Annotated in this window: 27 protein-coding genes; 12 read left to right on the forward strand and 15 right to left on the reverse strand. The window is 77.0% G+C overall.

Translation table 11 applies throughout. The features are described 5' to 3' along the window. Nucleotides 1-65: 65 nt before the first annotated feature. Nucleotides 66-419, forward strand: coding sequence for a VOC family protein (locus AB8M62_RS03290; protein WP_369068635.1), 354 nt, complete (start codon nucleotides 66-68; stop codon nucleotides 417-419). Here AB8M62_RS03290 and AB8M62_RS03295 read toward each other — a convergent pair. Beyond that, nucleotides 413-2,746 (reverse strand): ATP-binding domain-containing protein, encoded by a 2,334-nt coding sequence (locus tag AB8M62_RS03295; protein WP_369068636.1) that lies wholly within the window; start codon nucleotides 2,744-2,746, stop codon nucleotides 413-415. The two genes, AB8M62_RS03290 and AB8M62_RS03295, sit on opposite strands and share 7 nt — an antisense overlap. A gap of 308 nt (nucleotides 2,747-3,054) precedes the next feature. Between AB8M62_RS03295 and AB8M62_RS03300 the strand changes: the two genes are divergently transcribed. The 3 genes from AB8M62_RS03300 (at nucleotide 3,055) to AB8M62_RS03310 (ending at nucleotide 5,874) form a co-directional block, all read left to right on the forward strand. Next, the gene (locus AB8M62_RS03300; RefSeq protein ID WP_369068637.1) at nucleotides 3,055-4,140 is read left to right on the forward strand and encodes an acyl-CoA desaturase; all 1,086 of its coding nucleotides are present in this window, start codon (nucleotides 3,055-3,057) and stop codon (nucleotides 4,138-4,140) included. 203 nt (nucleotides 4,141-4,343) lie between these two features. Continuing rightward, nucleotides 4,344-4,547, forward strand: coding sequence for a cold-shock protein (locus AB8M62_RS03305; RefSeq protein WP_369052430.1), 204 nt, complete (start codon nucleotides 4,344-4,346; stop codon nucleotides 4,545-4,547). A 73-nt stretch (nucleotides 4,548-4,620) separates the two neighbouring features. Continuing rightward, a complete protein-coding gene (locus tag AB8M62_RS03310; protein WP_369068638.1) occupies nucleotides 4,621-5,874 on the forward strand; it encodes an MFS transporter in 1,254 nt (417 codons plus the stop codon). Nucleotides 5,875-5,878: 4 nt separating this feature from the next. Here AB8M62_RS03310 and AB8M62_RS03315 read toward each other — a convergent pair whose 3' ends face one another. The 8 genes from AB8M62_RS03315 to AB8M62_RS03350 form a co-directional block, all read right to left on the reverse strand. After that, nucleotides 5,879-6,385, reverse strand: coding sequence for a mycothiol transferase (locus tag AB8M62_RS03315; protein ID WP_369068639.1), 507 nt, complete (start codon nucleotides 6,383-6,385; stop codon nucleotides 5,879-5,881). Between the two features lie 63 nt (nucleotides 6,386-6,448). Further along, nucleotides 6,449-7,612, reverse strand: coding sequence for an ABC transporter substrate-binding protein (locus tag AB8M62_RS03320; RefSeq protein ID WP_369068640.1), 1,164 nt, complete (start codon nucleotides 7,610-7,612; stop codon nucleotides 6,449-6,451). Further along, a complete protein-coding gene (locus tag AB8M62_RS03325) occupies nucleotides 7,609-8,379 on the reverse strand; it encodes an ABC transporter permease (RefSeq protein WP_369052426.1) in 771 nt (256 codons plus the stop codon). Before AB8M62_RS03325 ends, AB8M62_RS03320 begins: the two co-directional genes overlap by 4 nt. Then, entirely contained in the window at nucleotides 8,376-9,188 is an 813-nt protein-coding gene (locus AB8M62_RS03330) for an ABC transporter ATP-binding protein (RefSeq protein ID WP_369052425.1), read from the reverse strand. Before AB8M62_RS03330 ends, AB8M62_RS03325 begins: the two co-directional genes overlap by 4 nt. Beyond that, complete coding sequence (locus AB8M62_RS03335; RefSeq protein WP_369068641.1) at nucleotides 9,185-10,132, reverse strand: ABC transporter permease; 948 nt, start codon at nucleotides 10,130-10,132, stop codon at nucleotides 9,185-9,187. The genes AB8M62_RS03330 and AB8M62_RS03335 overlap by 4 nt, the downstream gene beginning before the upstream one ends. Nucleotides 10,133-10,142: 10 nt before the next feature. After that, nucleotides 10,143-11,195 carry a TIGR03842 family LLM class F420-dependent oxidoreductase gene (locus tag AB8M62_RS03340; RefSeq protein ID WP_369052423.1) on the reverse strand — a complete coding sequence of 351 codons (1,053 nt, stop codon included), beginning with the start codon at nucleotides 11,193-11,195 and terminating at the stop codon, nucleotides 10,143-10,145. A 23-nt stretch (nucleotides 11,196-11,218) separates the two neighbouring features. Continuing rightward, on the reverse strand, nucleotides 11,219-12,637 hold the full coding sequence (gene hydA, locus AB8M62_RS03345; protein WP_369068642.1) for a dihydropyrimidinase: 1,419 nt from the start codon (nucleotides 12,635-12,637) through the stop codon (nucleotides 11,219-11,221). Further along, nucleotides 12,634-13,476, reverse strand: a complete 843-nt coding sequence (locus tag AB8M62_RS03350; protein ID WP_369052561.1) for a nitrilase-related carbon-nitrogen hydrolase — start codon at nucleotides 13,474-13,476, stop codon at nucleotides 12,634-12,636. Before AB8M62_RS03350 ends, hydA begins: the two co-directional genes overlap by 4 nt. Nucleotides 13,477-13,591: 115 nt before the next feature. On the opposite strand from AB8M62_RS03350, the gene AB8M62_RS03355 reads away from it, so the two are divergent. Further along, nucleotides 13,592-14,800: a helix-turn-helix domain-containing protein gene (locus AB8M62_RS03355; RefSeq protein ID WP_369068643.1), complete on the forward strand. Its 1,209-nt coding sequence runs from the start codon at nucleotides 13,592-13,594 to the stop codon at nucleotides 14,798-14,800. A 21-nt stretch (nucleotides 14,801-14,821) separates the two neighbouring features. Here the strand turns inward: AB8M62_RS03355 and AB8M62_RS03360 are convergent, their stop codons facing one another. Genes AB8M62_RS03360 through AB8M62_RS03370 form a run of 3 tightly spaced genes read right to left on the reverse strand, consistent with a single transcriptional unit; the run spans nucleotide 14,822 to nucleotide 16,332 of the window. Then, nucleotides 14,822-15,196, reverse strand: a complete 375-nt coding sequence (locus AB8M62_RS03360) for a hypothetical protein (RefSeq protein WP_369052420.1) — start codon at nucleotides 15,194-15,196, stop codon at nucleotides 14,822-14,824. Then, on the reverse strand, nucleotides 15,193-15,873 hold the full coding sequence (pdxH, locus tag AB8M62_RS03365) for a pyridoxamine 5'-phosphate oxidase (protein ID WP_369052419.1): 681 nt from the start codon (nucleotides 15,871-15,873) through the stop codon (nucleotides 15,193-15,195). Before pdxH ends, AB8M62_RS03360 begins: the two co-directional genes overlap by 4 nt. Nucleotides 15,874-15,909: 36 nt before the next feature. After that, entirely contained in the window at nucleotides 15,910-16,332 is a 423-nt protein-coding gene (locus AB8M62_RS03370) for a VOC family protein (protein ID WP_369052418.1), read from the reverse strand. Between the two features lie 223 nt (nucleotides 16,333-16,555). Here AB8M62_RS03370 and AB8M62_RS03375 point away from each other — a divergent pair, with 223 nt between their 5' ends. The 3 genes from AB8M62_RS03375 to AB8M62_RS03385 all read left to right on the forward strand — a co-directional run bounded on the left by AB8M62_RS03375 (nucleotide 16,556) and on the right by AB8M62_RS03385 (nucleotide 18,600). Next, nucleotides 16,556-17,098, forward strand: coding sequence for a hypothetical protein (locus tag AB8M62_RS03375; protein ID WP_369052417.1), 543 nt, complete (start codon nucleotides 16,556-16,558; stop codon nucleotides 17,096-17,098). Nucleotides 17,099-17,120: 22 nt separating this feature from the next. Then, the gene (locus AB8M62_RS03380) at nucleotides 17,121-18,290 is read left to right on the forward strand and encodes a zinc-dependent alcohol dehydrogenase (protein WP_369052416.1); all 1,170 of its coding nucleotides are present in this window, start codon (nucleotides 17,121-17,123) and stop codon (nucleotides 18,288-18,290) included. A gap of 94 nt (nucleotides 18,291-18,384) precedes the next feature. Then, nucleotides 18,385-18,600, forward strand: coding sequence for a hypothetical protein (locus AB8M62_RS03385; RefSeq protein WP_369052415.1), 216 nt, complete (start codon nucleotides 18,385-18,387; stop codon nucleotides 18,598-18,600). A 30-nt stretch (nucleotides 18,601-18,630) separates the two neighbouring features. On the opposite strand, the gene AB8M62_RS03390 is transcribed toward AB8M62_RS03385, so the two are convergent. Continuing rightward, entirely contained in the window at nucleotides 18,631-19,065 is a 435-nt protein-coding gene (locus AB8M62_RS03390; protein ID WP_369052414.1) for a DUF1810 domain-containing protein, read from the reverse strand. Nucleotides 19,066-19,097: 32 nt separating this feature from the next. Between AB8M62_RS03390 and AB8M62_RS03395 the strand changes: the two genes are divergently transcribed. Next, nucleotides 19,098-20,390 carry a sensor histidine kinase gene (locus tag AB8M62_RS03395; protein ID WP_369052413.1) on the forward strand — a complete coding sequence of 431 codons (1,293 nt, stop codon included), beginning with the start codon at nucleotides 19,098-19,100 and terminating at the stop codon, nucleotides 20,388-20,390. Between the two features lie 9 nt (nucleotides 20,391-20,399). Here AB8M62_RS03395 and AB8M62_RS03400 read toward each other — a convergent pair whose 3' ends face one another. Then, nucleotides 20,400-21,119: a M23 family metallopeptidase gene (locus tag AB8M62_RS03400; protein WP_369052412.1), complete on the reverse strand. Its 720-nt coding sequence runs from the start codon at nucleotides 21,117-21,119 to the stop codon at nucleotides 20,400-20,402. Nucleotides 21,120-21,201: 82 nt separating this feature from the next. Here AB8M62_RS03400 and serC point away from each other — a divergent pair, with 82 nt between their 5' ends. The 3 genes from serC to AB8M62_RS03415 all read left to right on the forward strand — a co-directional run bounded on the left by serC (nucleotide 21,202) and on the right by AB8M62_RS03415 (nucleotide 23,412). Next, nucleotides 21,202-22,353, forward strand: a complete 1,152-nt coding sequence (gene serC / locus AB8M62_RS03405) for a phosphoserine transaminase (protein ID WP_369052560.1) — start codon at nucleotides 21,202-21,204, stop codon at nucleotides 22,351-22,353. A 109-nt stretch (nucleotides 22,354-22,462) separates the two neighbouring features. After that, complete coding sequence (locus tag AB8M62_RS03410) at nucleotides 22,463-22,759, forward strand: DUF1540 domain-containing protein (RefSeq protein WP_369052411.1); 297 nt, start codon at nucleotides 22,463-22,465, stop codon at nucleotides 22,757-22,759. 47 nt (nucleotides 22,760-22,806) lie between these two features. Then, nucleotides 22,807-23,412, forward strand: coding sequence for a hypothetical protein (locus tag AB8M62_RS03415; RefSeq protein ID WP_369052410.1), 606 nt, complete (start codon nucleotides 22,807-22,809; stop codon nucleotides 23,410-23,412). A gap of 15 nt (nucleotides 23,413-23,427) precedes the next feature. Here the strand turns inward: AB8M62_RS03415 and AB8M62_RS03420 are convergent, their stop codons facing one another. Then, on the reverse strand, nucleotides 23,428-24,660 hold the full coding sequence (locus tag AB8M62_RS03420; RefSeq protein WP_369052409.1) for a class I SAM-dependent methyltransferase: 1,233 nt from the start codon (nucleotides 24,658-24,660) through the stop codon (nucleotides 23,428-23,430). Between the last annotated feature and the right edge of the window lie 47 nt (nucleotides 24,661-24,707).

Raw genomic sequence — 24,707 nt, forward strand, 5'->3', positions numbered from 1 at the left:
CGGGCGCCCGCGCGGGTCACCACCCGGTACCGCGTCCAGCACCGGACCCCGGCCGAGGAGGACCCGTGAGTGTGCAGCACGTCCTGTCCGTCGTCGCCGTCGGCGACCTGCCCACCGCCGCCGCCTGGTACGAGCGCCTGCTCGGCCGGCCCCCGGACAACCGGCCGATGCCCTCGCTGGCCGAGTGGCAGGTCGTCCCCGGCGGCTGGGTGCAGGTGTTCGCCGACGCCGAGCGCGCGGGGCGCTCGCAGCTGAACCTCGCCGTCGACGACCTCGACGCGCACCGCGCCGAGCTGGTGGCGCGGGGGCTGGCGCCGGGGGAGGTGCGGGAGGCCTCGCGGGGTGTGCGGCTGTGCCCCCTGCACGACCCCGACGGCAACGCCGTGACGCTGATCGGCGGTTTCCGCGTCGACTACTGACCCGACCGCTGGGCCGCCCGCACCGAGCGCGTGCCCGGCGGCAGCGGCTCGGCGTGCAGCAGGAGCAGCCGCTGCGTGGCGCGCGTCAGCGCCACGTACAGGTCGTTCGCCCCGCGCGGGCGGCGCAGCACGGCGGCCGGCTCGACGACGAGGACGACGTCGAACTCCAGGCCCTTGGCCCGCTGCACGTCCAGGACGCCCACCCGCGCGTCCAGGTCGTCCGCCGAGGCCGCCACCGAGCCGGGGGGCAGCGCCGCGCTCACCGCCGCGCGCAGCGCGTCGGCGCCCAGCGGGCCGTCGGCGTCCGCGGTCAGCACCGCCAGCCGGCCCTCGTCCAGGCGCTCCAGCTCGGCGAGCACGGCCGCGACGACGTCGCCGGCGCCGGACACCGGGACGGCGACGGGGTCGTGCTCGCCCTCGCGCACGGGCGTCGGGGGGACGGCGTCGATCCCCGCGGCGGCCAGCACGTCCGCGGCCACCCGCGCGATGCGCGCCGGCGTGCGGTAGTTGACGGTCAGCTCCTCCAGGCGCCAGCGGTCGTCCACCACCGGCTTCAGCGCCTGCGCCCAGCTGTGCGCGCCGGCCGGGTTCGACGTCTGCGCCACGTCGCCGACCAGCGTCATCGACCGCGACGGGCAGCGCCGCTCCACCAGCCGCCACGCCATCGGCGACAGCTCCTGGGCCTCGTCGACGACCACGTGCCCGTACGCCCACGTGCGGTCCGCGGCGGCGCGCTCGGCGACCGTCCCGGTCGGCCCGTCGGCGGAGAAGCGGTCGGCCAGCAGCTCCGGGGTCACCAGCGGGTTGCCCACCCCGGAGCTCTCGAAGTCCTCCAGCACGCGGCGCGCGTGGGCCAGCTGCTGCTCGCGGTCGGCGGCGCGCTGCTGCTCGGCGGCCCCCGCCTCCTCCAGCGGGCCCAGCAGCTCCGCCAGCTCGTCCAGCAGCGGGACGTCGGCCTCCGTCCACGCCGCCGCGTCCTCGCGGTGCAGGGCGGCGCGCTCGTCGGCGCCCAGCCCGTGACCGGTCCGCTCCAGCAGCTGCGGGCTGCGGTACAGCGCCGCGAGCACCTTCTGCGGCGTCAGCGGCATCCAGCACAGGTTGACCTCGCGGCGCACGTCCACGGACGCGCGCAGCTCGGCCAGCAGGTCCTCGCGCTCCTCGGCCAGGTCCGCCCCGCGCGCGCGGGCCAGCTGCTGCACGAGCCCGTCGAGGACCTCGCGCACGAAGACGACCCGCGCGGCGTTGTGCGGCTTGCGCGAGCGCCGCGCCCGGGTGCGGGCCGAGGCCACCGCGTCCGGGCGCAGCAGGACGCGGGAGCCGTCCAGGTCCAGGCGCACCGCCCGCTGCGGCACCCGCTGGCGGGCGGCGACCGCGGCGGCCAGGACGTCCACCATCCGCAGGTCGCCCTTGACGGCCGCGGCGGCGGGCCCGTCCTGCCCGCGCGCCACGACGCCGGGGACCATCTCGCCCAGCGTCATCGTCACCACGCCCGTCTCGCCCAGCGCGGGCAGCACCTGCTCGACGTAGCGCAGGAACACCGGGCTCGGGCCCAGCAGCAGCACCCCGCTGCGCGCCAGCCGGTCGCGGTGCGTGTACAGCAGGTAGGCGGTGCGGTGCAGCGCCACGGCGGTCTTGCCGGTGCCCGGGCCGCCCTGCACGACGAGGACGCCGCGCTCGGAGGCGCGGATCACGCGGTCCTGCTCGGCCTGGATCGTGGCGACGATGTCGCCCATGCGGCCCGTGCGCGGCGCGCTGACCGCGGCCAGCAGGGCCGCGTCGCCCGTGGTGCGCTCGCCCTCGCCGGCCACGAGGACCTCGTCGTCGACGCCGGTGACGTGCCGGCCGCGCGTCAGCAGGTGCCGGCGGCGCACCACGTCGCGCGGGGAGGCCGCGGTGGCCTGGTAGAAGTCCTGCGCCGCGGGCGCGCGCCAGTCCACCAGCAGCTGGTTGCCCCGCTCGTCGGCCAGTCCCAGCCGCCCCACGTAGCGGCGCGGGTCGGCCACGCCCTCGCGCAGGTCCAGGCGGCCGAAGCACAGCCGGTTCTCCACCGACCACAGCTGGGACAGGCGGTCCTCGTACAGGGTGGCGAAGGCGTCGCGCTCGAAGCGGCTCTGGTGGGTGCCGGTGGCCCGCGTGCGGCGCACCTGCGCCAGCTGCTCGGCCGTCTGCTCGCGCAGCGCGTCCAGCCGCGCGTACAGCTCGCCGACGTGGGCGTCCTCGCGGGCCACCTCGTCGCCGCTGCCGTGCCCGGCCCCGTGACCGGTCCCGTCGTGCCCGGTCCCGTCGTGCGCGGACCCGGCGCGGCCGTGGGCGGTGGACTGGCTCACTCGACGGTCTCTCCCCGTGACGGTCGTCGTGCCCGGGAAGGGCACCGGACGAGGGTAGTCACGCCCGGCGGCGCGGGCGGAGGGGGATGACCCGGTCGGCGGCGCCCGCCGGGCCCCGCGACACCCGCGTGACCCCCGGCCGGGGGGCGCCTGCGGGCGCGCCGGGGCCGTGCGGGGCGTTAGCGTGGTCGCGTGCGGGCTCCGCGGTCCGCTCACGACGCACCGCCGTGCTCCTCACGGGTCACCCTCCCCGGGCACTGCACCGCGAGCCGGTGCACGCACCGGCCCCGACCAGGCCGGGAGGCCCCGTGACGACCACCACCCCCGAGGCGCCGGGCGGCCCCGCCCGCGAGCGCCGGCGCCCCGTCACCCCGTACGCCCAGCTGACGGCGCAGGTGCAGGCCGCCGGCCTCATGCAGCGGCGCACCGGGCGCTACTGGGTCCGCATCGCCGCCACGAGCGCCGCCTTCGCGGCCGTCCTGACCGGGACGGTCCTGCTGCGCGACTCCTGGCTGGTGCTGCTGCTCGCGGTCGCGCTGGCCGGCGTCCTGACCCAGTTCGCCTTCCTCGGCCACGACGGCGCGCACCGGCAGATCTTCGCCTCGCACCGGGGCAACGAGTGGGCCGCGCGCGTCTTCGCCGCCCTGCTCAACGGCCTGGGCTACGGCTGGTGGATGGGCAAGCACACCCGCCACCACCAGGCGCCCAACAAGCTGGGCACCGACGGCGACGTGGAGTCGGGCGTCGTCTCCTTCTACCCCGAGGCCGCCGCCTCCCGCCGCGGGCCGCTGCGCTGGTTCACCCGCCACCAGGGCTGGTTCTTCCTGCCGCTGCTGCTGCTGGAGGGCCTGAACCTGCACGCGGCCAGCGCCCGCTCGCTCGTGTCCTCCAGCCGCCGCGCCAAGGGGCGCTGGCTGGACGTGGCCCTCATCGCCACCCACTGGTCCGTCTACCTGGCGGCCCTGGTGCTGCTGCTCGGCCCCGGCCGCGGCGCCGCCTTCTTCGGCGTCCACATGGCCGCCTTCGGCGTGGCGATGGGCGGCGCGTTCGCGCCCAACCACGTCGGCATGCCCGTCGTGCCGCGGGAGGCGAAGGTCGACTTCATCCGCCGCCAGGTGCTGACCTCCCGCAACGTGCGCGGCGGCTGGTTCGTCGACCTGGTGATGGGCGGGCTGAACTTCCAGGTGGAGCACCACCTGTTCCCGAGCATGCCGCGGCCGAACCTGCGCCGGGCCCGCCCCTTCGTGCAGCGCTTCTGCGCCGAGCACGGCATCGCCTACACCGAGGAGGGCCTGCTCTCCTCCTACCGCTCGATCGTGCGGTACCTCAACGAGGTCGGGCTCGCGGCCCGCCACCCGTTCAGCTGCCCGCTGGCCGCGCAGCTGCGCGCCTGAGCACCACCGGCGGCGGCCCGGCCCGGCACCGAGGTCGCCACCGGGGCGCACGGGGTGCTAGCGTCGACGCCGAGTCGCAGTTCTCGACGTGTTCACAGCACCCCGAGGATGTTCTCGAGGGTTTCGCGAAGCTTTCCACCTGGTAGGCCCCTCGACGACGAGCTCCCCCCGCGGGAGCGCACCAACACCAAGAGGAGGCCACCATGGCCCAGGGCACCGTCAAGTGGTTCAACGGCGAGAAGGGCTACGGCTTCATCGCCCCCGAGGACGGCTCGGCCGACGTGTTCGTCCACTTCAGCGAGATCACCGGCTCCGGCTACCGCTCGCTCGAGGAGAACGACCGCGTCGAGTACACGGTCACGCAGGGCCAGAAGGGCCCGCAGGCCAGCCAGGTCACGCGTCTCTGACCCGAGCCGCGACGACGGCCCCCCACCCGCACGGGTGGGGGGCCGTCGTGCGTCCGGGGCAGGATGCCCGACCGTGGTCCCGAACCCGCCTCCCGGGCGCTCGCGCGGCGGAGCCGTCCTGGTCGCGGCCCTGACGGTGGACTCCCTGGGCAACGGGCTGTTCCTGCCCCTGTCCCTGGTGTTCTTCCTGCGCACGACCGACGTGGAGCTGGGGCCGCTGGGCCTCCTGCTGACCGTCGCGAACGCGGTCGCCCTGCCGGTGCCGGTGTGGGTGGGCGCCCTCGTCGACCGCGTCGGCGCCCGCCCGGTCGTCGTGGCCGCCCAGCTGGCCCAGGCCGCGGGCTTCCTCGCGCACGCCCACGTCACCTCGGCCGCCGGGGTGCTGGCCGCCGCGACCGTCGTCGCCGTCGGTGTGCGCGCGTTCTGGTCGGCGGTGTTCACCCTGGTCGCCGACCACGCCGACGGCGACCCGTCCGGGCGCTCCGCCGACGCGTGGTTCTCCCTGGCCAACGGCGCCCGCACCGCGGGCCTGGCCGCGGGCGGCCTGCTCACCGGCGTCGTCGTCGGCGACGGGCGCCCCGGCACGTACCGGGCGGTGGCGCTGGCCGCCGGGGCGGGGTTCGCGCTGGCCGCCGTCCTCATCGCCGTGTTCGTGCGCGCGCCCGGCAGCCGCGCGGGGCGGGCGGTGGCGCCCGCGGGCGGGTACCGCGACCTCGTGCGCGACCGGCCGTTCCTCGCCCTGGTGGTGCTCAACACCGTCTTCGCGCTGGCCAGCCTGCTGCTCGGGCTGGCCCTGCCGACGGTGGTGCAGCGGCACCTGCTGGGACCGGCGTGGCTGACGGCGGCCGTCCTGGCCGGCAACGCGGCGCTGGTGGCCGCGCTGGCCGCACCCGTGGGCGCCCGCCTGCCGCGGCACCGGCGCACCCGCGTCGTCGCCCTCGCGGCCGCCCTGTGGACGCTGTGGGCGCTGGCTCTGGCGGTCCTCGGACCGGCGGCGGCGGTCCCGCTGGCCGTGGCGCTCGCGGCGGTCACGCTGCTCGCGACGGCCGCCGAGCTGCTGCACGCCCCCGCCTCCACGGCGCTCGCCTCGGCCACCGCGCCGCCGGCCGCGCGCGGGCGCTACCTGGCGAGCTTCCAGTACTCCTTCGCCGTCGCCTCGCTCGTGGCGCCGGCGTTCTTCACGACGCTGTTCGCCGTGGACGCCGCCGCCCCCTGGCTGGCGCTGGCCGTCCTCACCGCGCTCGCGGGCGCGGGGACGCTGCGCCTCGAGCGGACGCTGCCGTCCTCCGCCGTCGACCCCCGCGCGGGTCCGGGGACCGGCGGGTGAGGCGTCAGCGGCGCTCCAGGGTGCCGCGCAGGAACGCGGCCTGCCCGGCGTGCTCCAGGTCGTCGTCCAGCACGCTGACCAGCCGCACGCCCAGCGTCACGGGCGGGTCCCAGCGCTCGTCGACGACGCGGTCCAGGTCGTCACCGGACAGCGTGCGCAGGTAGTCGGTCGTGCGCTCGTGCACGGCGTCGTGGTAGCCGGTGAGCAGGTCGGCGCCGGCCCGCACGAGCCCGACCCGCTCGGCGTCCATGCCGTAGCCGGTCTCCGCGTCGTCGAGCGGCAGCGCGAACCGGCCCGCCCAGCCGTCGGCCGTCCACACGTCCTCGGCGCCGATCAGCTCCGACAGGTGGTCGTCCTGGACGCGGGTCAGGTGCCACACCAGCCAGGCGACGGTGTTGCCCTCCGGGTCCAGCCGGGCCGCCAGCAGGTCCTCGTCCGCGCCGTCCACGGCGGCGCGCACGAGGGGAGGGATGCGCCCGTAGGCCTCCAGCAGCAGGTCGCGCGTGTCCACGGCCCCTGCCTACGCCCGCGCGCGCCGGCCCGCACGCCGGGGGGGCGGCGGGCCGGCCGTCGCTCAGGCGCCGCCGGGTTCGAGCGTCACCGTCAGCGGGCTGAAGGACTCGCCGGTCACGTCGACGCCCTCGGCGCGCAGGGCGTCCAGCGCCTCGCGCACGTACTCGTCCGTCCACGCCTCCTCGTCCGGCTCGGCGCTGATGACGGTCTGCCCCTCGGCGTTGCGGGTCTCCAGCGCGATCCGCACGGTGCGCTCCCACGCCTCCGGGTCGACGAGCCCGGCGCCGTCGGGGGACGGCCAGACGAGCTTGTTGACCTCGTTGACCTGCCACAGCTGGTGGCTGGCGCCGAGGGTGGAGCCCCGCGCCACGACGACGTCGCGGGCGGCCTCCGGCTCGTCGCGGGCGTACGCCCACCCCTTGAGGCTGGCCTTGAGGAAGGCGACGGTCTGCTCCTGGTAGGCGCTGTCGCCCAGCCGGTCGGAGCTGGCCCACACCGCGTCCTGCAGCATCGCGGTGCCGACCTCGTTCCAGTCCAGGACGGTGAAGTCCTCGGGCCGGTACAGCTCGCCCGTCGCGGGGTCCTCGGCCTCCAGCAGCTGCGCGTACTCGTTGTAGGTCATGGCCTGCGCGGCGTCGATGTCGCCCTGCAGCAGGCCGAGCATGTCGAACTGCTGCTGCACGAGGGTGACGTCGCCGCTGGGGTCCAGCCCGGCGGCCGTCATCGCGGCGAACAGCTCGTACTCGTTGCCGAAGCCCCAGTTGCCGACGGTGCGCCCGCGCAGCGCGGCCACGTCGCCGATCCCGGCGTCGGCGAAGGAGACCTGCAGGGTCCCCGAGCGCTGGAACACCTGCGCCACGTTGGTGATCATCGCGCCCTGCTCGCGGGAGGCCAGCGCCTTGGGCACCCAGGCGATGGCGTAGTCGGCCTGGCCCTGGGCCAGGACCGTCTGCGGGACGATGTCCGCGCCGCCCTCGAGGATCTGCACGTCCAGGCCCTCGTCGGCGTAGTAGCCCTGGTCGAGGGCGGCGAAGTAGCCGGCGAACTGCCCCTGGGTGACCCACTGCAGCTGCAGCCGCACCGGGGTCAGGCCGTCGGCGCCGGGCGCGGCGGCGGCGGGCTGCTCCTGGTCGGCGCTGCCGCACGCGGCGGCGCCGAGGGCGAGGGCGCCGCCGGCGGCGCCCAGCAGGGCGGTGCGGCGGGCGATCGTCGGGGTGCGGGTCACCGGGTCCTCCTGGAGGGGGTCGTGGGGGACAGCAGCCGCTCGGCGAGCAGGGCCGCGAGGTAGGAGGCGAGGCCGAGCAGGACGGCCCCGAGGACGTAGGCCCACGCGCGCGGGTAGGCGGTGGCGCTGGCGGCGGAGGTGATGCGCGAGCCGAGCCCGTCCTGGCGCCCGCCGAAGTACTCGGCGACCACCGCGGCGATGACGGCCAGCGAGGAGGCCAGGCGCAGGCCGGTGAACACGAACGGCACCGCGCCCGGCAGGCGCACGTGCCGGGTCACGGCCCACCCGCCGACCGCCAGCGAGCGCATCAGCTCCGCGTGCACGGGCGAGACGCGCCGCAGCCCGCGCGCGGTGTTGACGAACAGCGGGAAGAACACCGCCACGGCCACGACGAGCCGGCGCGGCACCGGGCTGGTGGAGCCGAACAGCGCGTTGAACACCGGTGCCAGGGCGACGATCGGCATGGCGTTCGCGGCCGCCGACAGCGGGGTCAGGACCTCGTCGAGCAGGCGCAGCCGCGCGGCCAGGACCGCGGCGACGATCCCCGCGAGGGACCCGGCCAGCAGGCCGATCGCGGCGGTCAGGCCCGTCGCGGCGGCCGCCCGCGCGACGTCCGGGGCGACCGTCCCGAACGCCGCGGCGATCGCCAGCGGCGAGGGCAGCACGAACGTGGCGACCCGGCCGGCGACCACGACGACCTGCCAGGCCACGAGGAGCGCGACGCCGACGACGACGGGGGGCAGCAGCAGCTGCGCGCGGGTGCTCACCGCTCCGCGCTCCGGGCCGCGGGCGTCGAGGGAGCGACGGGAGGGCCGGAGCGCCCGCGCAGGGCCTCGCGCACCTCCGTGATGGCGGCGAAGTACGCCGGGTGCTCGCGGGCGTCCTCGTCGCGGCCGGGCAGGTCCACGTCCACGACGCGCACGACGCGGCCCGGGCGGGCGGACATGACGACGACCTGCGTGGACAGGAACACCGCCTCGGCGATGGAGTGGGTGACGAACACGACCGTCGTGCCGGTGCGCTCGCACAGGCGCAGCAGCTCGGCCTGCAGGTGCTCGCGGGTCATCTCGTCCAGCGCGCCGAAGGGTTCGTCCATCAGCAGCAGCGGCGGTTCCTCCGCCAGCGCGCGGGCGATCGCCACCCGCATCTGCATGCCGCCCGACAGCTCGGCCGGCCGCGAGCGCGCGACGTCGCCCAGGCCGACCAGCTCCAGCAGTTCCCGGGCGCGCGCGGCGCGCTCGCGCCGGCCGACGCCGTGCAGCTCCAGCGGCAGTTCCACGTTGCGCTGCACGCTGCGCCAGTCCAGCAGCCCGGCGGACTGGAACGCGATGCCGTAGCGGTGGGCCAGGCGCGCCTCGTGCGCGCTCAGGCCGCCGACGGTGACCTCGCCGGCGGTGGGCTGCACGAGGTCGCCGATGCAGCGCAGCAGGGTGGACTTGCCGCACCCGGAGGGGCCGATGAGGGAGACGAACGCCCCGGGGGCGATGTCGAGGTCGATCCCGCTCAGCGCCTGGACGGGACCGCGCTCGGTCTCGAAGCGCACGTCGAGGCCGGTGGTGCGGACGGCGGCGGTCATCGCGGGGCCTCCAGCGGTCGGTGGCGCCGCAGCAGGGCGACGTCGAGGACGGAGACGAGGGCGGCGGCGGCCAGGCCGAGCAGGGCCGCGCCCAGGACGGCGGCGTACAGCCGGCCGGGGGAGGAGGTCGCCTGCTGGGCGTACTCCAGGACGAGGCGGCCCACGCCGCCGCGGGTACCGGTGGAGATCTCGGCGACGATCGAGCCGACGACGGCCTGCGCGGCCGCCAGCCGCAGCGCGGGGACCAGGAACGGCAGGCCGGACGGGACCCGCAACCGCAGCAGCGTCTGGCGGGGGGTGGCCGCGCACGCGGTGAACAGCTCGGTCGCGGCCGGGGAGGGGGACTGCAGGCCGCGCAGGGCGCCGAGGGCGACGGGGCAGAACGCCAGGTAGGCGGAGATGACGACGACCGACGTCCACGGCTGCCAGGTCAGCGTCGGCGTCAGCTGCAGGCGCCCGCCCCAGGCGGCGACCAGCGGGGCGACGGCGATGACGGGGACGGTCTGGCTGAGGACCACCCACGGCAGCAGCCCGCGCTCGGCGAGGCGGAACCGCTGCATGGGCAGCGCCAGCGCGATCCCGACCACCGCCCCGAGCAGCCAGCCGCCGGCCGCGGTGCGGAACGTGCCCCAGCAGGCGGCCAGGACGGCCTGCCCCACGGTGCGCGAGCCGGGGACCGCGACCTCCGGCTCGCCGAGCGTGCGCAGCACGTCCAGGACGCCCGGCATGGAGCGCGGGTCGGCGCGGGGCAGGACCCGCTGGCCGCCGACCTCGACGCCGGTGACCGGCCCCAGCGCCCGGTACAGCTCCCAGACGACGAGGAGGACGGCCACTCCCAGCAGCGCGGTCGCGGTGCGCCGCACCGCCGCGGGGACCCGCGCCGGGCGGGGCAGCTCGCGCTGCTGGTCCTCGCGCGCGACCTCGGTGGCGAGCAGCTCGCTCACGCGCGGCCCCTCACGAGACGGCCGCCACGACGGGCGCCAGGGCCGGGATCACGACGTCGCCGTAGGCGCGCAGCGTCTGCTCCTTGGCGTCGTGCTGCAGGTACAGGGCGAACTGGTCGACGCCCAGGGCCGCCAGGTCGCGCAGCCGGGCGACGTGGTCGGCGGCGTCGCCCAGCAGGCAGAACCGGTCGACGACCTCGTCGGGCACGAACGCGGCGTGGGTGTTCCCGGCGCGCCCGTGCTGGTTGTAGTCGTAGCCCTCGCGGCCCTTGACGTAGTCGGTGAGGGCGGCCGGCACGGGGTTGTCCCCGGAGCCGCCCTCGCCGTAGCGGGCGACGAGGTCGGCGACGTGGTTGCCGACCATCCCGCCGAACCACCGGCACTGCTCGCGCTGGTGCTCGATGCTGGCGCCGGAGGCGTCGCCGACGTAGGCGGGGGCGGCCACGCACACCTTGACCGCCATCGGGTCGCGGCCGGCGCGCTCGGCGGCCTCGCGGACGGTCTTGATGGTCCAGGCGGCGATGTCCGGGTCGGCCAGCTGCAGGATGAAGCCGTCGGCGACCTCCCCGGTCAGCTGCAGCGCCTTGGGCCCGTAGGCGGCGACCCACACCTCGGTCTGGTGGGCGGGGCCGTGGTCGAGCGCCCACGGCAGCCGGACGGTCCGCCCGCGGTGCTCGACGGGCCGGCCGTTGGCCAGTTCCCGGATGACGTGCACGCTCTCGCGCAGCGCCGCCAGCGTCGTCGGCTTCCCGGACAGGGTGCGCACCGCGGAGTCGCCGCGGCCGATGCCGCAGATCGTGCGCGGGCCGTACATCTCGTTGAGCGTCGCGTACGTCGAGGCGGTCACCGACCACTCGCGGGTGGCGGGGTTGGTGACCATCGGCCCGACGACGACCTTGCGGGTGGCCTGCAGGACGGCCGAGTGGATCACGTACGGCTCCTCCCACAGCACGTGGGAGTCGAACGTCCACACGTGGCTGAACCCGTACGCCTCCGCCCGCTGCGCGAGGTCGACGACCCGGGCGGCGGGCGGGGTGGTCTGCAGCACGACACCGAAGTCCACGGTGGTCCTCCTCCTCGGGGCGCTCAGCGCAGGTACTGGGACAGGCCGCGGCGGACGAACCGCCCGTGGCCGGGGCTGCCGGTGTACTGGCCGGCGTCGACGACGACGCGCCCGCGGGACATCACCGTGCGCACCGCGCCGGTCAGCTCGAAACCCTCGAACGCCGAGTAGTCGATGTTCATGTGGTGGGTGGTCGCGCTGATCCGGGTGGTGCCGCGCGGGTCGTACAGCACGACGTCGGCGTCGGAGCCCGGTGCGATCGTGCCCTTGCGCGGGTACATGCCGAACATCCGGGCCGGGGTGGTCGAGCACGTCTCGACCCACCGCTGCAGCGACAGCTTCCCGTCGGCGACGCCCTGGTGGACCAGGTCGAGCCGGTGCTCGACCCCGCCCATCCCGTTGGGGATCCTCGAGAAGTCCCCGCGCCCCAGCTCCTTCTGGTCCTTGAAGCAGAACGGGCAGTGGTCGGTGGAGACGACGGCGAGGTCGTCGGTGCGCAGGCCCCGCCACAGGTCCGCGGCGTGGGACTCGCGCCCGCTGCGCAGCGGGGTGGAGCAGGCGTACTTGGCGCCCTCGAAGCTGCCCGGGCCGCCGGCGCCGAGGTGCTCCTCCAGCGTCAGGTACAGGTACTGCGGGCAGGTCTCGGCGAACACGTTCGCGCCCGAGGCGCGGGCCTCGGCGATGCGGGCCAGCGCCCGCGAGGCGGACACGTGCACGACGTACAGGGGGGTGCCGCCGGCGACCTCGGCGAGCAGCACCGCCCGGTTGACGGCCTCGGCCTCCATCGCCTCCGGGCGGGTCAGGCCGTGGAACACCGGGTCCACGTCCCCGCGCGCCAGCGCCTGCTGGACGAGGACGTCGATGGCGGTGCCGTTCTCGGCGTGCATCATGACCGTCGCGCCGTTGTCCCCGGCGCGCTGCATGGCCCGCAGGATCTGCCCGTCGTCGGAGTAGAACACCCCCGGGTAGGCCATGAACAGCTTGAAGCTCGTGACGCCCTCGTGGGCGACGAGGGAGTCCATCGCCTCGAGGGAGTCCTCGTCGACGCCGCCGAGCACCATGTGGAAGCCGTAGTCGACGGCGCAGTTCCCCTCCGCCTTGGCGTGCCAGCGGGCCAGCGACTCCTCGACGACCTCCCCGGTGCGCTGCACCGCGAAGTCGACGATCGTCGTGGTGCCGCCCCACGCCGCGGCGCGCGTCCCCGTCTCGAACGTGTCGGAGGACTCGGTGCCGCCGAACGGCATCTCCATGTGCGTGTGCACGTCCACGCCGCCGGGCAGGACGTACAGGCCCGTGGCGTCGATCCGGCGGTCGACCGCGAAGGCGTCGCCCCCGCCGGGGACCAGCAGCGCGGCCACCTGCTCGCCGTCGACGAGGACGTCGGTGGGGGTCGCCCCGGTGGCCGAGACGAGGGTGCCCCCGGCGATGAGGGTGCGGCTCACGGCCGGACCAGGTCGCCGTAGCTGTCGGGCCGGCGGTCGCGGTAGAACTGCCAGTCGCTGCGGACCTCGCGGATCAGGTCCAGGTCGATGTCGCGCAGCAGCAGCTCGTCGTCGGTGGAGCTGCCGCGCTCGCCGACGACGTTGCCGCGCGGGTCCACGACGTAGGAGGTGCCGTAGAACGGCACCGCGTCCTCGCCGAACTCCTGCACCTCGCGCCCGACGCGGTTGGGGACGGCGACGAAGTACCCGTTGGCGGCGGCCGCGGTGGGCTGCTCCAGCTCCCACAGGCGGTTCGACAGGCCCGGCTTGGAGGCGTTGGGGTTGAACACGATCTCGGCGCCGGCCAGGCCCAGGGCGCGCCAGCCCTCGGGGAAGTGCCGGTCGTAGCAGATGTAGACGCCGACCCTGCCGACCGCGGTGTCGAACACCGGGTAGCCCAGGTTCCCGGGGCGGAAGTAGAACTTCTCCCAGAACCGGTCCAGGTGCGGGATGTGGTGCTTGCGGTACTTGCCCAGGTAGCGGCCGTCGGCGTCCACGACGGCGGCGGTGTTGTAGAGGACGCCGGGCTGCTCCTCCTCGTACACCGGCAGGACCATCACGGTGCCGGTCTGCGCGGCGATCTCCTGGAACCGGGCGACGGTGGGGCCGGGGACGGACTCGGCGTACTCGTAGTAGGCGGCGTCCTGCACCTGGCCGAAGTAGGGGCCGTAGAACAGCTCCTGGAAGCACACGATGCCGGCGCCGGCGTCGGCGGCCCGGCGCGCGTACTCCTCGTGCGCCCTGAGCATGCTCTCCTTGTCGCCGGTCCAGGCGGCCTGCACCAGCGCGACGCGCAGCATCGACACGGGAACCTCGTCTCGGGGGTCCGGGGGGTGGTGAGCCACGAGGATCGCCGTCGCCGCCGGGGGCGGGCAATGCCGTCGCCGCGCGGTTCCCGCCGCGTACGGTGTGCAGGTGCACAACCCGGGAAACGTGGCCGAAACCGCGGCCGTCCGGTCGGTCCTGCTGGAGCTGCTCGGGGAGGTCGACGAGCTCGCCGAGCGGTTCGTCGCCGCGCTGGTGCAGGTGGTCCCGTACTCCGACGGCGCCGTCGAGCGCGCCCGGCTGGTCGCCGACGCCGTCGCCACCTACGAGCGGGTCCTGCGCCGGCTCGTGCAGCTGCCCGTGCCCGAGCGCCTCGTGGAGCTCTCCCGCGACGTCGGCCGGCACCGGGCGGGGATCGACGTGCCCCTGGCGGCCGTGGTCACCGGCACCCGGCTGCACTTCCGGGTGGTGTGGGAGGAGCTGGCGGACCGCCTGCCCGCGGACGCCCTCGTGACGGCCGTGCAGCTGCCGGTGGAGCTGTGGCAGGCGGTCGAGGAGCACTCGGCCGACGTGCAGACCGGGTACCACGAGGCGGCCACGGCGCTGGCGTACGAGCGCGACCGGGACCGCCGGCGCATCGTCGAGGCCCTGCTGGACTCCGACGGGGAGGACGACGAGCTCGTCGGCCGGGCCGCCACCGTGCTGGGCGCCGCCCGCACCGACGACGTCTTCGTCGCCGTCCTGCCCGCGCGCACCGCGGACAGCGCTGCGGACGGTGCCGCGCTCGTGCGCCGCGCCCGCGCCGAGGGGCTGCACGTGCACGAGTGGCGCGGGGCCCTCGTCGTCCTGGGCAGCCGGCGGCGGGGGACGTGGCCGCTGCAGGGCCCCGGGCGCCCCGTGGTGCCGGCGGCGCTGCGCGAGGTGGCGTGCGGGGTGGGGCCGCTGGCGGCCGGGGTGGCGCGCGCCCCGCGCGCCGTGCGGGTGGCCGAGCGGGTCGCGGCTTGCCTGGGCCCCGGGTCGGCGGGCCCGCGCCGCCCGGCGGAGGCGGCGCTCGACGTGGCCGCGCACCAGCTGGGCGCCGTGCGCGAGGACGTGGCCCGCGACGTGCTGGCCGACCTGGTGCTGCTGGCGCCGCCCGAGCGAGCGCGGCTGCTGGAGGCCGTGGACGCCTACGCCGCGACCGGGTCGGTGGCCGCGGCGGCCGGGCAGCTGTACTGCCACCGCAACACCGTCCTGAACCGGTTGCGGCGCACCGCCGAGTGCACGGGTCTGGACGTCACGGTGCCGGAGCAGGCCGCCGTCCTGCTGCTGGCGCTGCGGGCCTGGCGCCAGCACGAGGCGGCCGACGCCGCCCGCTGATCCGGCCCGCGCGCGGGGCGGTCAGCGCCCGCGCGCGGCCTCGAGGGCCCGGACGAACTCGTCCACCGCGCCCGGCTCGGCGCGGGTGGTGAACCGCAGCGGCCGGCCGTCGACCACGACCTCCAGGCGCTGGGCGCCGCGGGGGAACCGCACCGGCCGCGCGCGCACGTCGCCGACGGAGGCGACCGGCACGGACGCGACGGCGGGGCCGCCCAGCAGCTGCGGCTGCGCCAGCCACAGCCGCTGCGCGCTGACCGCCAGCGCGCCCGCCCCGCCCAGCGCGGCGGCGGTCCCGGCGACCGTCAGCACCGCCAGCGCCGTCTCGCCCTCCTGCGCCATCCGGCCCAGCAGCGGCGCGTGCGCCGCGTCCCCGCCGGACGGGCTCGCCGCGCTCACGGCTGGCGCCGCTCGACGCGCCAGGCGCCGGCCTCGTCCAGCCGGGCGGGCCCGCCGTCGAGGCTGACGTGGACGAGGCGGTCGTGCAGCCGGGAGGTGCGCCCCTGCCAGAACTCCACCTCGCGGGCGGCGACGAGGTAGCCGCCCCAGTGCGGCGGGGCCGGCACGTCGTCCGCCGAGCCGGTGTCCGGCCAGCGCCGGCGCAGCTGCGCCTCGCGCTCGTGCAGCTCGCGCGCCGAGGCGATCGGCCGCGACTGCTCGCTGGCCCACGCCCCGATCCGCGAGCCGTAGGGGCGGGAGGCGAAGTACGCCTCCGTCTCCGCGCGCGGCAGCACCGACGCCGTCCCGCGCACGGCGACCTGCCGGTGCGGGCCGTGCCAGCAGAACAGCAGCGCCACCCGCGGGTCGGCGGCGATCGCGGACGCCTTGCGCGAGCGCTGGTTGGTGTAGAAGACGAAACCCCGCCCGTCGACGCCCTTGAGCAGCACCGTGCGCGAGGACACCCCGTCCGGCCCGGCCGTGGACACCGTCATGGCGTTCACCTCGCCGACCGCCGCGCCCGGCTCGGCCACCTGCGAGTACCAGCGGGAGAACTGCTCCAGCGGGGTGGGCGCGAGGTCGGCGACGTCGAAGTCGCGCTCGCCGTAGTCGACGCGCCGCTGCGCTGGATCCTCCACGGCGACAGGGTAGGCGCGCGTCCCGCGGGGCGTCCCTCAGCCCGGACCGGCCGTCGGGCCGCCGCGGGGCGCCAGGTCCTGCGCGACCTCCCACACGGTGCCGGAGGGGTCTGCGAAGGCGGCGGTGCGCTTGCCCCAGGGACGGTCGACGGGGCCGTTGAGCAGTGTCGCGCCCCGCGCGCGCAGCTGCGCGCAGGTGGCGTCCACGTCCTCGACGAACAGGCTGAGCAGGACCTGCGCCGGCCCGCCCGCGGGTGCGGCGGCCGCGGGGGCGACGAGCTCGCCGGCCGCCCCGACCGCGAGCACGTTCAGCAGCGTCCCGCCCAGGTCGAACACGCGGGACACCTCGTCGGCGAACACCTGCGGCAGCTGCAGCACGTCGCGGTGGAAGGCGGCGACGGCGTCGAGGTCCTCGACGAACACGGTGAGGGCGGCGAGGCCGGGAGCGGTGGTGTCCACGGTGGTCGGGTCTCCGTCGGGGTCGGGTGCGGTGGGGGAGGGGGCGAGGTGCTGCTGGTGCTCGTGGTCGGTGGACCCGGGTGGGCCGCCGGACTCATCGGCCGCGGCGGCGCGGGCCGGTCGGGGGCGGCGGCGCCGAGGTGCCGCGCGGCGCGGCCGGTCGTAGCGTCGCCCGCGGTGGAGCAGTCCGCCGCGAGGACGACCGACGGCGGACGGAGTCGACGTGGACGTGGGTGCGGTGGCCGGTGCGGCGGTGCGCGGGGTGCGCGCCGCGGCGGGCAAGGTGCTCCCGGGCACCGCGGGTGCGGTGCTGGGTGCGGACGGCGCGAGCAGCGGTCAGCAGGTGATGACGATCGGCCGGCCGGCCGGCGACGTGCTGGCCGCCTGCCGCGACCCGCACGTGCTCTCGCGCCTGCTGGGCGAGCTCGGCGGGGTGCGCCAGGACGCCGCCGACGGCGCGCTGGTCTGGACGCTGGGCGGGCGCGAGGTCGCCACCCGCGCCGAGGAGCAGCCGGACGCGGTGCGGCACACCACGACCCGGGACGCCGAGGGCCTGTCCGCGGGCACCGTCCTGCTGGAGGTGGGCACCGCGCCCGCCCCGGCCGACCTGGGCACCGAGGTGCGCCTGCGCGTGCGGGCCCCCGTCGGCGACCTGGCCGCCGGCGCGGCCGCGTTCACGCTGCTGTACCGGCTGCGCGCCCTCCTCGTCACCGGCGAGATCCCGACCATCGACCCCCAGCCGGCGCACCGCGCCGCGTCGCGCTGAGCGCGGGAACCAGGAGACCGGCGTGCGAGCCCTGTGCTGGAACGGCGTGAACGACCTGTCGGTCGAGACCGTCGACGACCCCCGCGTCCTCAACCCGCACGACGTCGTGCTGCGGGTGCGCGCGACCACGACGTGCGGTTCCGACCTGCACTTCGTCGACGGCTACCTGCCGGGGATGCGCTCCGGCGACGTCATCGGCCACGAGTTCACGGGCGAGGTCGTCGAGGTCGGCCCCGAGGTGGAGCGCACCCGCGTCGGCGAGCGCGTCGTCGTGCCCTCCTTCATCGGCTGCGGCGAGTGCTTCTACTGCCGGCACGACATGTGGTCGCTGTGCGACACGACGAACCCCAACGCGGCCGCGCAGCAGCCGCTGCTCGGGTACCCCAGCGGCGGCATCTACGGCTACACGCACCCCTTCGGCGGGTACGCCGGCTCGCACGCGGAGTACGTGCGCGTCCCCTTCGGCGACGTGAACTGCTTCCCGGTGCCCGAGGGCGTCGGCGACGTCGCCGCGCTGTTCTGCTCCGACGCCGTGCCCACCGGGTACATGGGCGCGGACTTCTGCGACATCTCGCCCGGGGACACCGTCGCGGTCTTCGGCGCCGGCGGGGTGGGGCTGATGGCCGCGGCCAGCGCCCGCCTCATGGGCGCCGGGCGCGTGATCGTCGTGGACCGGCTGCCCGAGCGGCTGGAGGCGGCCCGCGCGCACGTGGGCGCCGAGACGATCGACTACACGGCCGTCGACAGCGTGCAGGAGGTGCTGCGCGACACCACGGGCGGGCGCGGGCCCGACGCGGTGATCGAGGCCGTCGGCATGGAGGGGCACGGCACGGGCGTGCAGCAGGTCGTCGACCGCGCCAAGCAGGCGCTGCGGCTGGAGACCGACCGCGCCACCCCGCTGCGCGAGGCAGTGATGGCCTGCCGCAAGGGCGGTGTCGTCGCCGTGCTCGGCGTGTACGGGCTGACCGACTCCTTCCCGATGGGCCTGGTGCTCAACAAGGGGCTGACGCTGCGCTCGGCGCAGCAGCACGGGCAGCGGTACGTGCCGCGGCTGCTGGAGCACGTGGCCGCCGGGGAGCTGGACACGACGTTCCTGGCCACGCACGAGATGCCGCTGGAGGACGCCGTGGAGGGGTACCGCATCTTCAAGGAGAAGGAGGACGGGTGCCTGCGGGCGGTGTTCCGCCCGTGAGCGCGCTGCCCGCCCCGCTGCTCCCCGCCTTGCGGGCGGTGCGCCGCGGTGGTCCGGTGGGGACCTGCACGACCGTCGATCGAGGAGGAACCGCGTGACCACGCAGCCAGGCCAGGAACCCGGGACCGCGCGCGCCGCCGAGGCGCCCACGGAACCCGGATACGGCAACGACACCGGTTTCGCCGAGGAGGCCGAGGCGGCGGACGACACCACGCCCGACACCACCTCCGACGACCCGGACAGCACCGACGCCTCGGACGTCGACATCACCGGTGAGGGCGACGGCGACACGGGCGGCGACGGCGAGTAGCCCGCCGCGGGGCAGCGCCCGCCGGCCGCGTCAGGCGCGGTCGGCGAGCGCCCGCTCGGTGAGCGGGTCCCGCCGGCCGCCGTAGAACTTCTGCAGCACCTGCTCGAACACCGGCTCGCCCGGGTCGGCGGCGGCGAACAGCGTCATCGACGAGCGCAGCTTGAGCGCGTCCGTCGGCCCCAGCAGCTCCTCCGGGTCGCCGGTGGCCGCGCCCGCCGCGAGCCGGGCGCACCCGCGCAGCCGCGGCCCCAGGACGGGGTGCGCCAGGTAGGCGCGGGCCTCGTCCAGGTCGGCGATCGAGAACTCCACCGCGGTGGCCGAGCGGCCCAGGCCGGTCACCTGCGGGAACACGAACCACATCCAGTGGCTGCGCTTGCGCCCCGCGCGCAGCTCGGCGACGGCGGCCTCGTGACCGCCGGCGTCCTGCGCGTCGACGAAGCGCTGCAGGTCGTAGGGATCGTCCACACCGGCAGGGTAGTCACGCCTAACCTGCACCGGTGAGCAGCGCGCTGGAGCAGGTGACGGCCGACGGCCCGCGGGACCGGCGGCCGGAGGACCCCGGCGCGGCGGCGGCCCCGGACGGTGCCGGTGGTCGCCCGGAGCGCGCCGCCCGGCGGGCCCGGCGGGCGCGCCGGGCGCTGCGGGTGCTGGGCGACCTGGGCCTGGTGCTGGCGGTCTGGGTGGCCGGGCTGGTCCTCGTCGGCGTCGAGCTGGACCCCGAGCTGGGCCCGCGCACCCGCGGCGACGCGGTCCTCGCGCTGGACGTGCTGCTCGGGGGGCCCGCGACCCTGGCCCTGCTGGCCCGCCGCCGCCGGCCCGTCGCGGTCGCCGCGGGGCTCACGGCGCTGTCGGTACTGTCGACCGTCGCGGGCGCGGCGGCCGTCGTGGCGCTGTTCTCGGTGGCGGTGCGCCGCCGCTGGCCGGTCGTGGCGGCGGTCGCCGCGGGCACCGTGGCCGCCGCCGTCGCGCAGGCGCTGCTGTGGCCGGACCCGGTCGTCCCGCTGTGGGCGGTGGCGCTCCTGACGCCGCTGCTCGTGCTGCCCGTCGTGGCCTGGGGCACGAACGCGCGCACCCGCCACCAGCTCGTCGCCTCGCTGCGCGAGCAGGCCGAGCGCGAGCGGCGCGAGCACGCGCTGCGCGTGGAGCGGGCCCGCGACGCCGAGCGCGCCCGCATCGCCCGTGAGATGCACGACGTCCTGGCGCACCGGCTGTCCCTGGTCAGCATGCACGCGGGGGCCCTGGAGGTGGCCGCCGGCGAGGGGCGCGAGGACCTGGCCCGCGCGGCGGGCGTCGTGCGGGCGGGCACCCACGAGGCGCTGGAGGACCTGCGCGGCGTGCTGGGCGTGCTGCGCGCCGGTGACGTGGCCCCCGCCGGGCGCGCGCAGCCGGTGCTGGCCGACCTGCCCGCCCTGGTGGCGGAGGCGCGCGCCGGCGGCACCCGGGTCGAGCTGCGCACCGACCTGCCCGACGGCGCCGTCCCGCCCGCCCTGCAGGGGCGCACCGCCTACCGCGCCGTGCAGGAGGGGCTGACGAACGCCCGCAAGCACGCCCCCGGCCACGGCGTCGTCGTCACCGTCGCGGGCGCGCCGGGCGGGGAGCTGGTGGTGGAGGTCGTCGACGCGCAGGACGGCCCCGCGCCCGCCGACCCGGCCGGGGCGCCGCCCGGCTCCGGGCTGGGGCTGGTCGGGCTGGCCGAGCGCCTCGACCTGGCGGGGGGCCGGCTCGAGCACGGCCCGCACGCCGGCGGGCACCGCCTGGCCGCGCGCATGCCCTGGCCCGCCCGCGCCTGAGCCGGCCGCTCAGCCGCCCCGGTCACCCGCGGCGAGCGGCTCCACCACCGAGTCCTCCGCCGGGACGCCCCGCACCCGCACCCGCTCCGCCCCGCGCAGCCGCTCCCGGTAGCCGGTGAACACCACCGGCAGGGCGCGCGCCGTCCACGGGTCCGGGCCGTCGGCCACCTGCAGGTGCACGTGCGGCTGGGTGGAGTTGCCGGAGTTGCCGCACTCGCCCAGCTGCTGCCCCGCGACCACCTCCTGGCCGGGGACCACCCGCACCGACCCGCGGCGCAGGTGGACGAGGACCACGTGGGCCCGCCCGTCCGGCAGGCGCAGCACGACGTGGTTGCCCGCCACCGCAGCCGTCCCGGCGCGCACCCGGCCCGCCTGGGTCGCCGCGTAGGCCAGCAGCGTCAGCGGCGAGCGGCGCGCGCCGTGGTCCACCTCGCCGTCGTGCACCGCGACGACGACACCCGCCGCGGGGGCGAGGACGGGCCGGCCGAAGGCGGCGAAGCGCTGCGGCGGCTCGGTGGCCAGCGCCGTGCGCCAGTCCCGGTGCGCGGCGTCGCGGCCGCGGGCGTCCACGCCCACGAAGTCGACCGCGTACCGGGTGCCGAACAGGTCGGTGCCGTGGCTGGGCACCCGCCGGGCCGGGCTGTTGCGCACCCGCCACGGGCCGGTGAACGGCAGCGCCAGCGGCACCTCGTCCTCCGGCGGCCACGCTGGAGCGTCCCGGCCCGCCACGCGCGGCAGCGTAGGCCCGCGCGACCGGCGGGGGCGGTCGCGGCGGTCCGGGCGTCGAGCCCCCGGCGGCGGGTGCGGCAGGATCGCCCGCGTGAGCGCCGACACCACGATCCCCGCCGACCTGCTGCCCGCCGACGGCCGCTTCGGCTCCGGGCCCAGCAAGGTGCGCCCCGAGCAGGTCGACGCCCTGGCGCGCGCCGGCCGCGCGGTGCTGGGCACCTCGCACCGCCAGGCGCCCGTGAAGTCGCTGGTGCGCCGGGTGCGGGAGGGGCTGGCGCAGCTGTTCTCGCTGCCGGAGGGGTACGAGGTGGTCCTCGGCAACGGCGGCAGCACCGCCTTCTGGGACGTGGCGACCCTGTGCCTGGTGCGCGAGCGCTCCCAGCACCTGGTGCTGGGGGAGTTCTCCGCCAAGTTCGCCGCCGCGGCGGCCGCGGCGCCGTTCCTGGCCGAGCCGGTCGTGGTGCGCGGGGAGCCGGGCACGCTGCCGCGGCTGGGCGCGGTCGCGGAGGGCGTCGACGCCGTCGCCTGGCCGCACAACGAGACCTCCACGGGCGTGGCCGCGCCGGTGCGCCGGCCCGACGGGCCCGGTCCCGCCGACGGCGGCCCGCTCGTGCTCGTCGACGCCACCTCCGGCGCCGGCGGCCTGCCCGTGGACGTCGCGCAGGCCGACGCCTACTACTTCGCCCCGCAGAAGGCGTTCGCCGCCGACGGCGGCCTGTGGGTGGCGCTGCTGTCGCCGGCGGCGCTGGAGCGGGTGGCGGAGCTGTCGCGCAGCGGCCGCTGGGTGCCCGCCTCGCTGGACCTGGCCACCGCGGTGGACAACTCCCGCCGCGACCAGACGTACAACACCCCGGCCATCGCCACCCTCGTGCTGCTGGCCGAGCAGGTGGACTGGCTGCTGGGCAACGGCGGGCTGGACTGGGCCACCGCCCGCTGCGCGGAGTCGGCCGGGGCCGTCTACTCCTGGGCCGAGGCCAGCGACTACGCCACCCCCTTCGTGGCCGAGGAGGCCGCGCGCTCGGCGGTCGTGGCCACCGTCGACCTGGACGCCTCGGTGGACGCCGGCGCCGTGCAGGAGGTGCTGCGCCGGCACGGGGTCGTGGACGTCTTCCCGTACCGCAGCCTGGGCCGCAACCAGCTGCGGTTCGGGCTGTTCCCGGCCGTCGACCCGGACGACGTGCGGGCCCTGCTGGCGTGCGTGGACCACGTCGCGGGGGCGCTGCGGGCGGGCTGAGGAAAGGCTGACCTGATTCACGGGAAAGGGTGAGGCGCGCCTTCCCTACCTTTTCCGGAAATGCCCGGGACGGTGGCGGGGAATGCCCCGCGTCCATACCGTGGAACGCATGGCGACCGTGAACCTGGACCTCACCCCCATCCACCAGTGCTCCGTCAGCGGCTGCACCTTCAACGCCGACGTGAGCTGCCACGCCCCGGCCATCACGGTCGGCGACCACGGGCAGAACCACTGCGCGACGTTCCTGGGCATCCCCACCAAGCACCGCACCGCCCCCGAGGGGCACGTGGGCGCCTGCCAGCTCGCCGACTGCGTCCACAACGAGGACCTGACCTGCCACGCGCAGGCCGTCGAGGTCGGCGACGTGGGCGGCGAGACCCGCTGCCTGACCTACAGCGCCGCCTGACGCGACCGCGCTGAGCGTCCCGCGCCGGCTGCTGGGACGATCCCCGCGTGGGACTGGGCGGCGGACGCGGTGAGCGGGACGACTACGAGTGGGTCCGGCTCGCCGACCTGCCCGCCGAGCCGGCTCCGGCGCCGGAACCCGAGCCGGAGCCGAGCGTCCTGGGCCCGGCCCTGCGCTCGCTGGTGCGCGAGTACCCCGTGTGGTCCGGCAGCGGGGTGACGCGGGTGCTGCTGGTCGACCTGGACAACCTGCGCGCCGAGCGCGGCCGCCTGCGCGCGCGCATGGAGCTGGTCGTCGAGCTGGCCCGCCAGGCCGACCACGTCGCCCTGGCCGGGCAGGTGGGGGCGGTGGCGCGGGCCCGCCCGTGGCTGGCGGAGTTCGCCGCCCGCGCGCTGGCCGTGGCCGACGGCGCCGACGTCGCCGACCACGCGCTGCTGGCCGCCGCGGAGGCCGTGCCCGGGCCGGTGGAGGTCCTCGTCGTCAGCAACGACGGGATCTTCGCCGACCTGGCCGAGCGCGGGGAGCTGACGGTGCTGTCCCCGGGCGTGGACGCCCTCAGCGACCGCCTGCACGGAGCCGCGGACCTGCTCGTGGACCTCGCCGCCCTGGAGCGGCAGGCGCTGGCCGCCGCGCGGGACCGGCTGCCGGGCTGACACGGGCGAGCAGGGTCAGGCGAGCGCGCGCACGGCGTCCAGCTGCGGCGCCAGCCGGCGCGCCAGCACGGGCTCGACGCCCCACTGCGCGCGCAGCGCGTCCAGCTCCGCCAGGTGCTCCGGGCGCGGGCCGCCGGTGCGCACCGCCCGCAGCAGCGCGTTGCGCGGGGTGTGCCGGGAGTCGACGAACTCCACGACCTCCACGCGGTAGCCGAGGACCTGCAGCACCAGCGCGCGCAGCGCGTCGGTGAGCACGTCGGCGAACCGCTCGCGCAGGATCGGGTGCCGCACCAGCGGCTCGCCCGCGCCCCCGCGTCCACCGCCGAGCCCGTCGCCGGCGCGCGCCCCGGCGATCTGCCGCTGCACGTCGCGGTGGCAGCAGGGCGCGGCCAGGACGACGGGGGAGCCCCAGCGCACCGCTCGCGCCAGGGCGTCGTCGGTGGCGGTGTCGCAGGCGTGCAGCGCCAGGACCACGTCGGGCGCCGCGCCGTCGAAGGGGTCGGCGTCGACGATGGAGCCGACGGCGAAGGACAGCCCCGCCAGCCCCGCCTCGCCGGCCAGGCGCTCGCTGCGCTCGACGACGTCGGGGCGCACGTCCACGCCCACGGTGCGCAGCGCCGCGCCGTCCTCCCCGGCCCGCCCGGCCAGCCAGCGGTGCGCGGCGAAGGTCAGGTAGGCGTTGCCGCAGCCCAGGTCGACGGCGCGCAGCTCGCGACCGGCGGCCGCGTCCAGCGCGCGCGGGGCCAGCGGGGCCAGCTGGCGCACGAACGCGTCGACCTGGCGGCGCTTGTCCCCGCCGGCGCCGAGCACGCGGAACAGCGGGTCGTCGGGGTCGACGAGCCGCTGCTTGGTGCGGTCGTGCGCCTGCGGGCCGGCCTGCACGGCGCGGCGGCTGGTGGCCGAGCGGTGCACCTGCGCCTCGCCGCGCTTGGTGACGCGCAGCTGCAGTACCTGCGAGGACGTCTCGACGTGGAAGTTGCCGAACGGCTGCGCCAGCAGGTCGTCCACGGCGGCCGCGGCGCGCTCGCCCAGCGGGGCGTTGACGGTGCTGACGACCGGTCCGGTGCGCGAGACGAGCTGCAGGTGCGGGCCCGCGCGCAGGGCGACGGGGCGCACCTCGACGCGCTCGGCGGCGGGCGGCTCGACGCCGCGGCGGCGCCCGGCGGCCACGGCCCGCACGAGGTCGTCGGGGGCCAGCAGCAGGGCGCGCACGTCGGCGAGGGCGGCGGTGAGGTCGGACACGGGCACCGCCCCATCCTCCCCCCCGCCCGCGGGGCTCCCGGGACGCCGCTCGG

This window comes from Kineococcus terrestris, from assembly GCF_041020755.1.
In the GTDB taxonomy this organism is placed as follows: Bacteria; Actinomycetota; Actinomycetes; order Actinomycetales; family Kineococcaceae; genus Kineococcus; species Kineococcus terrestris.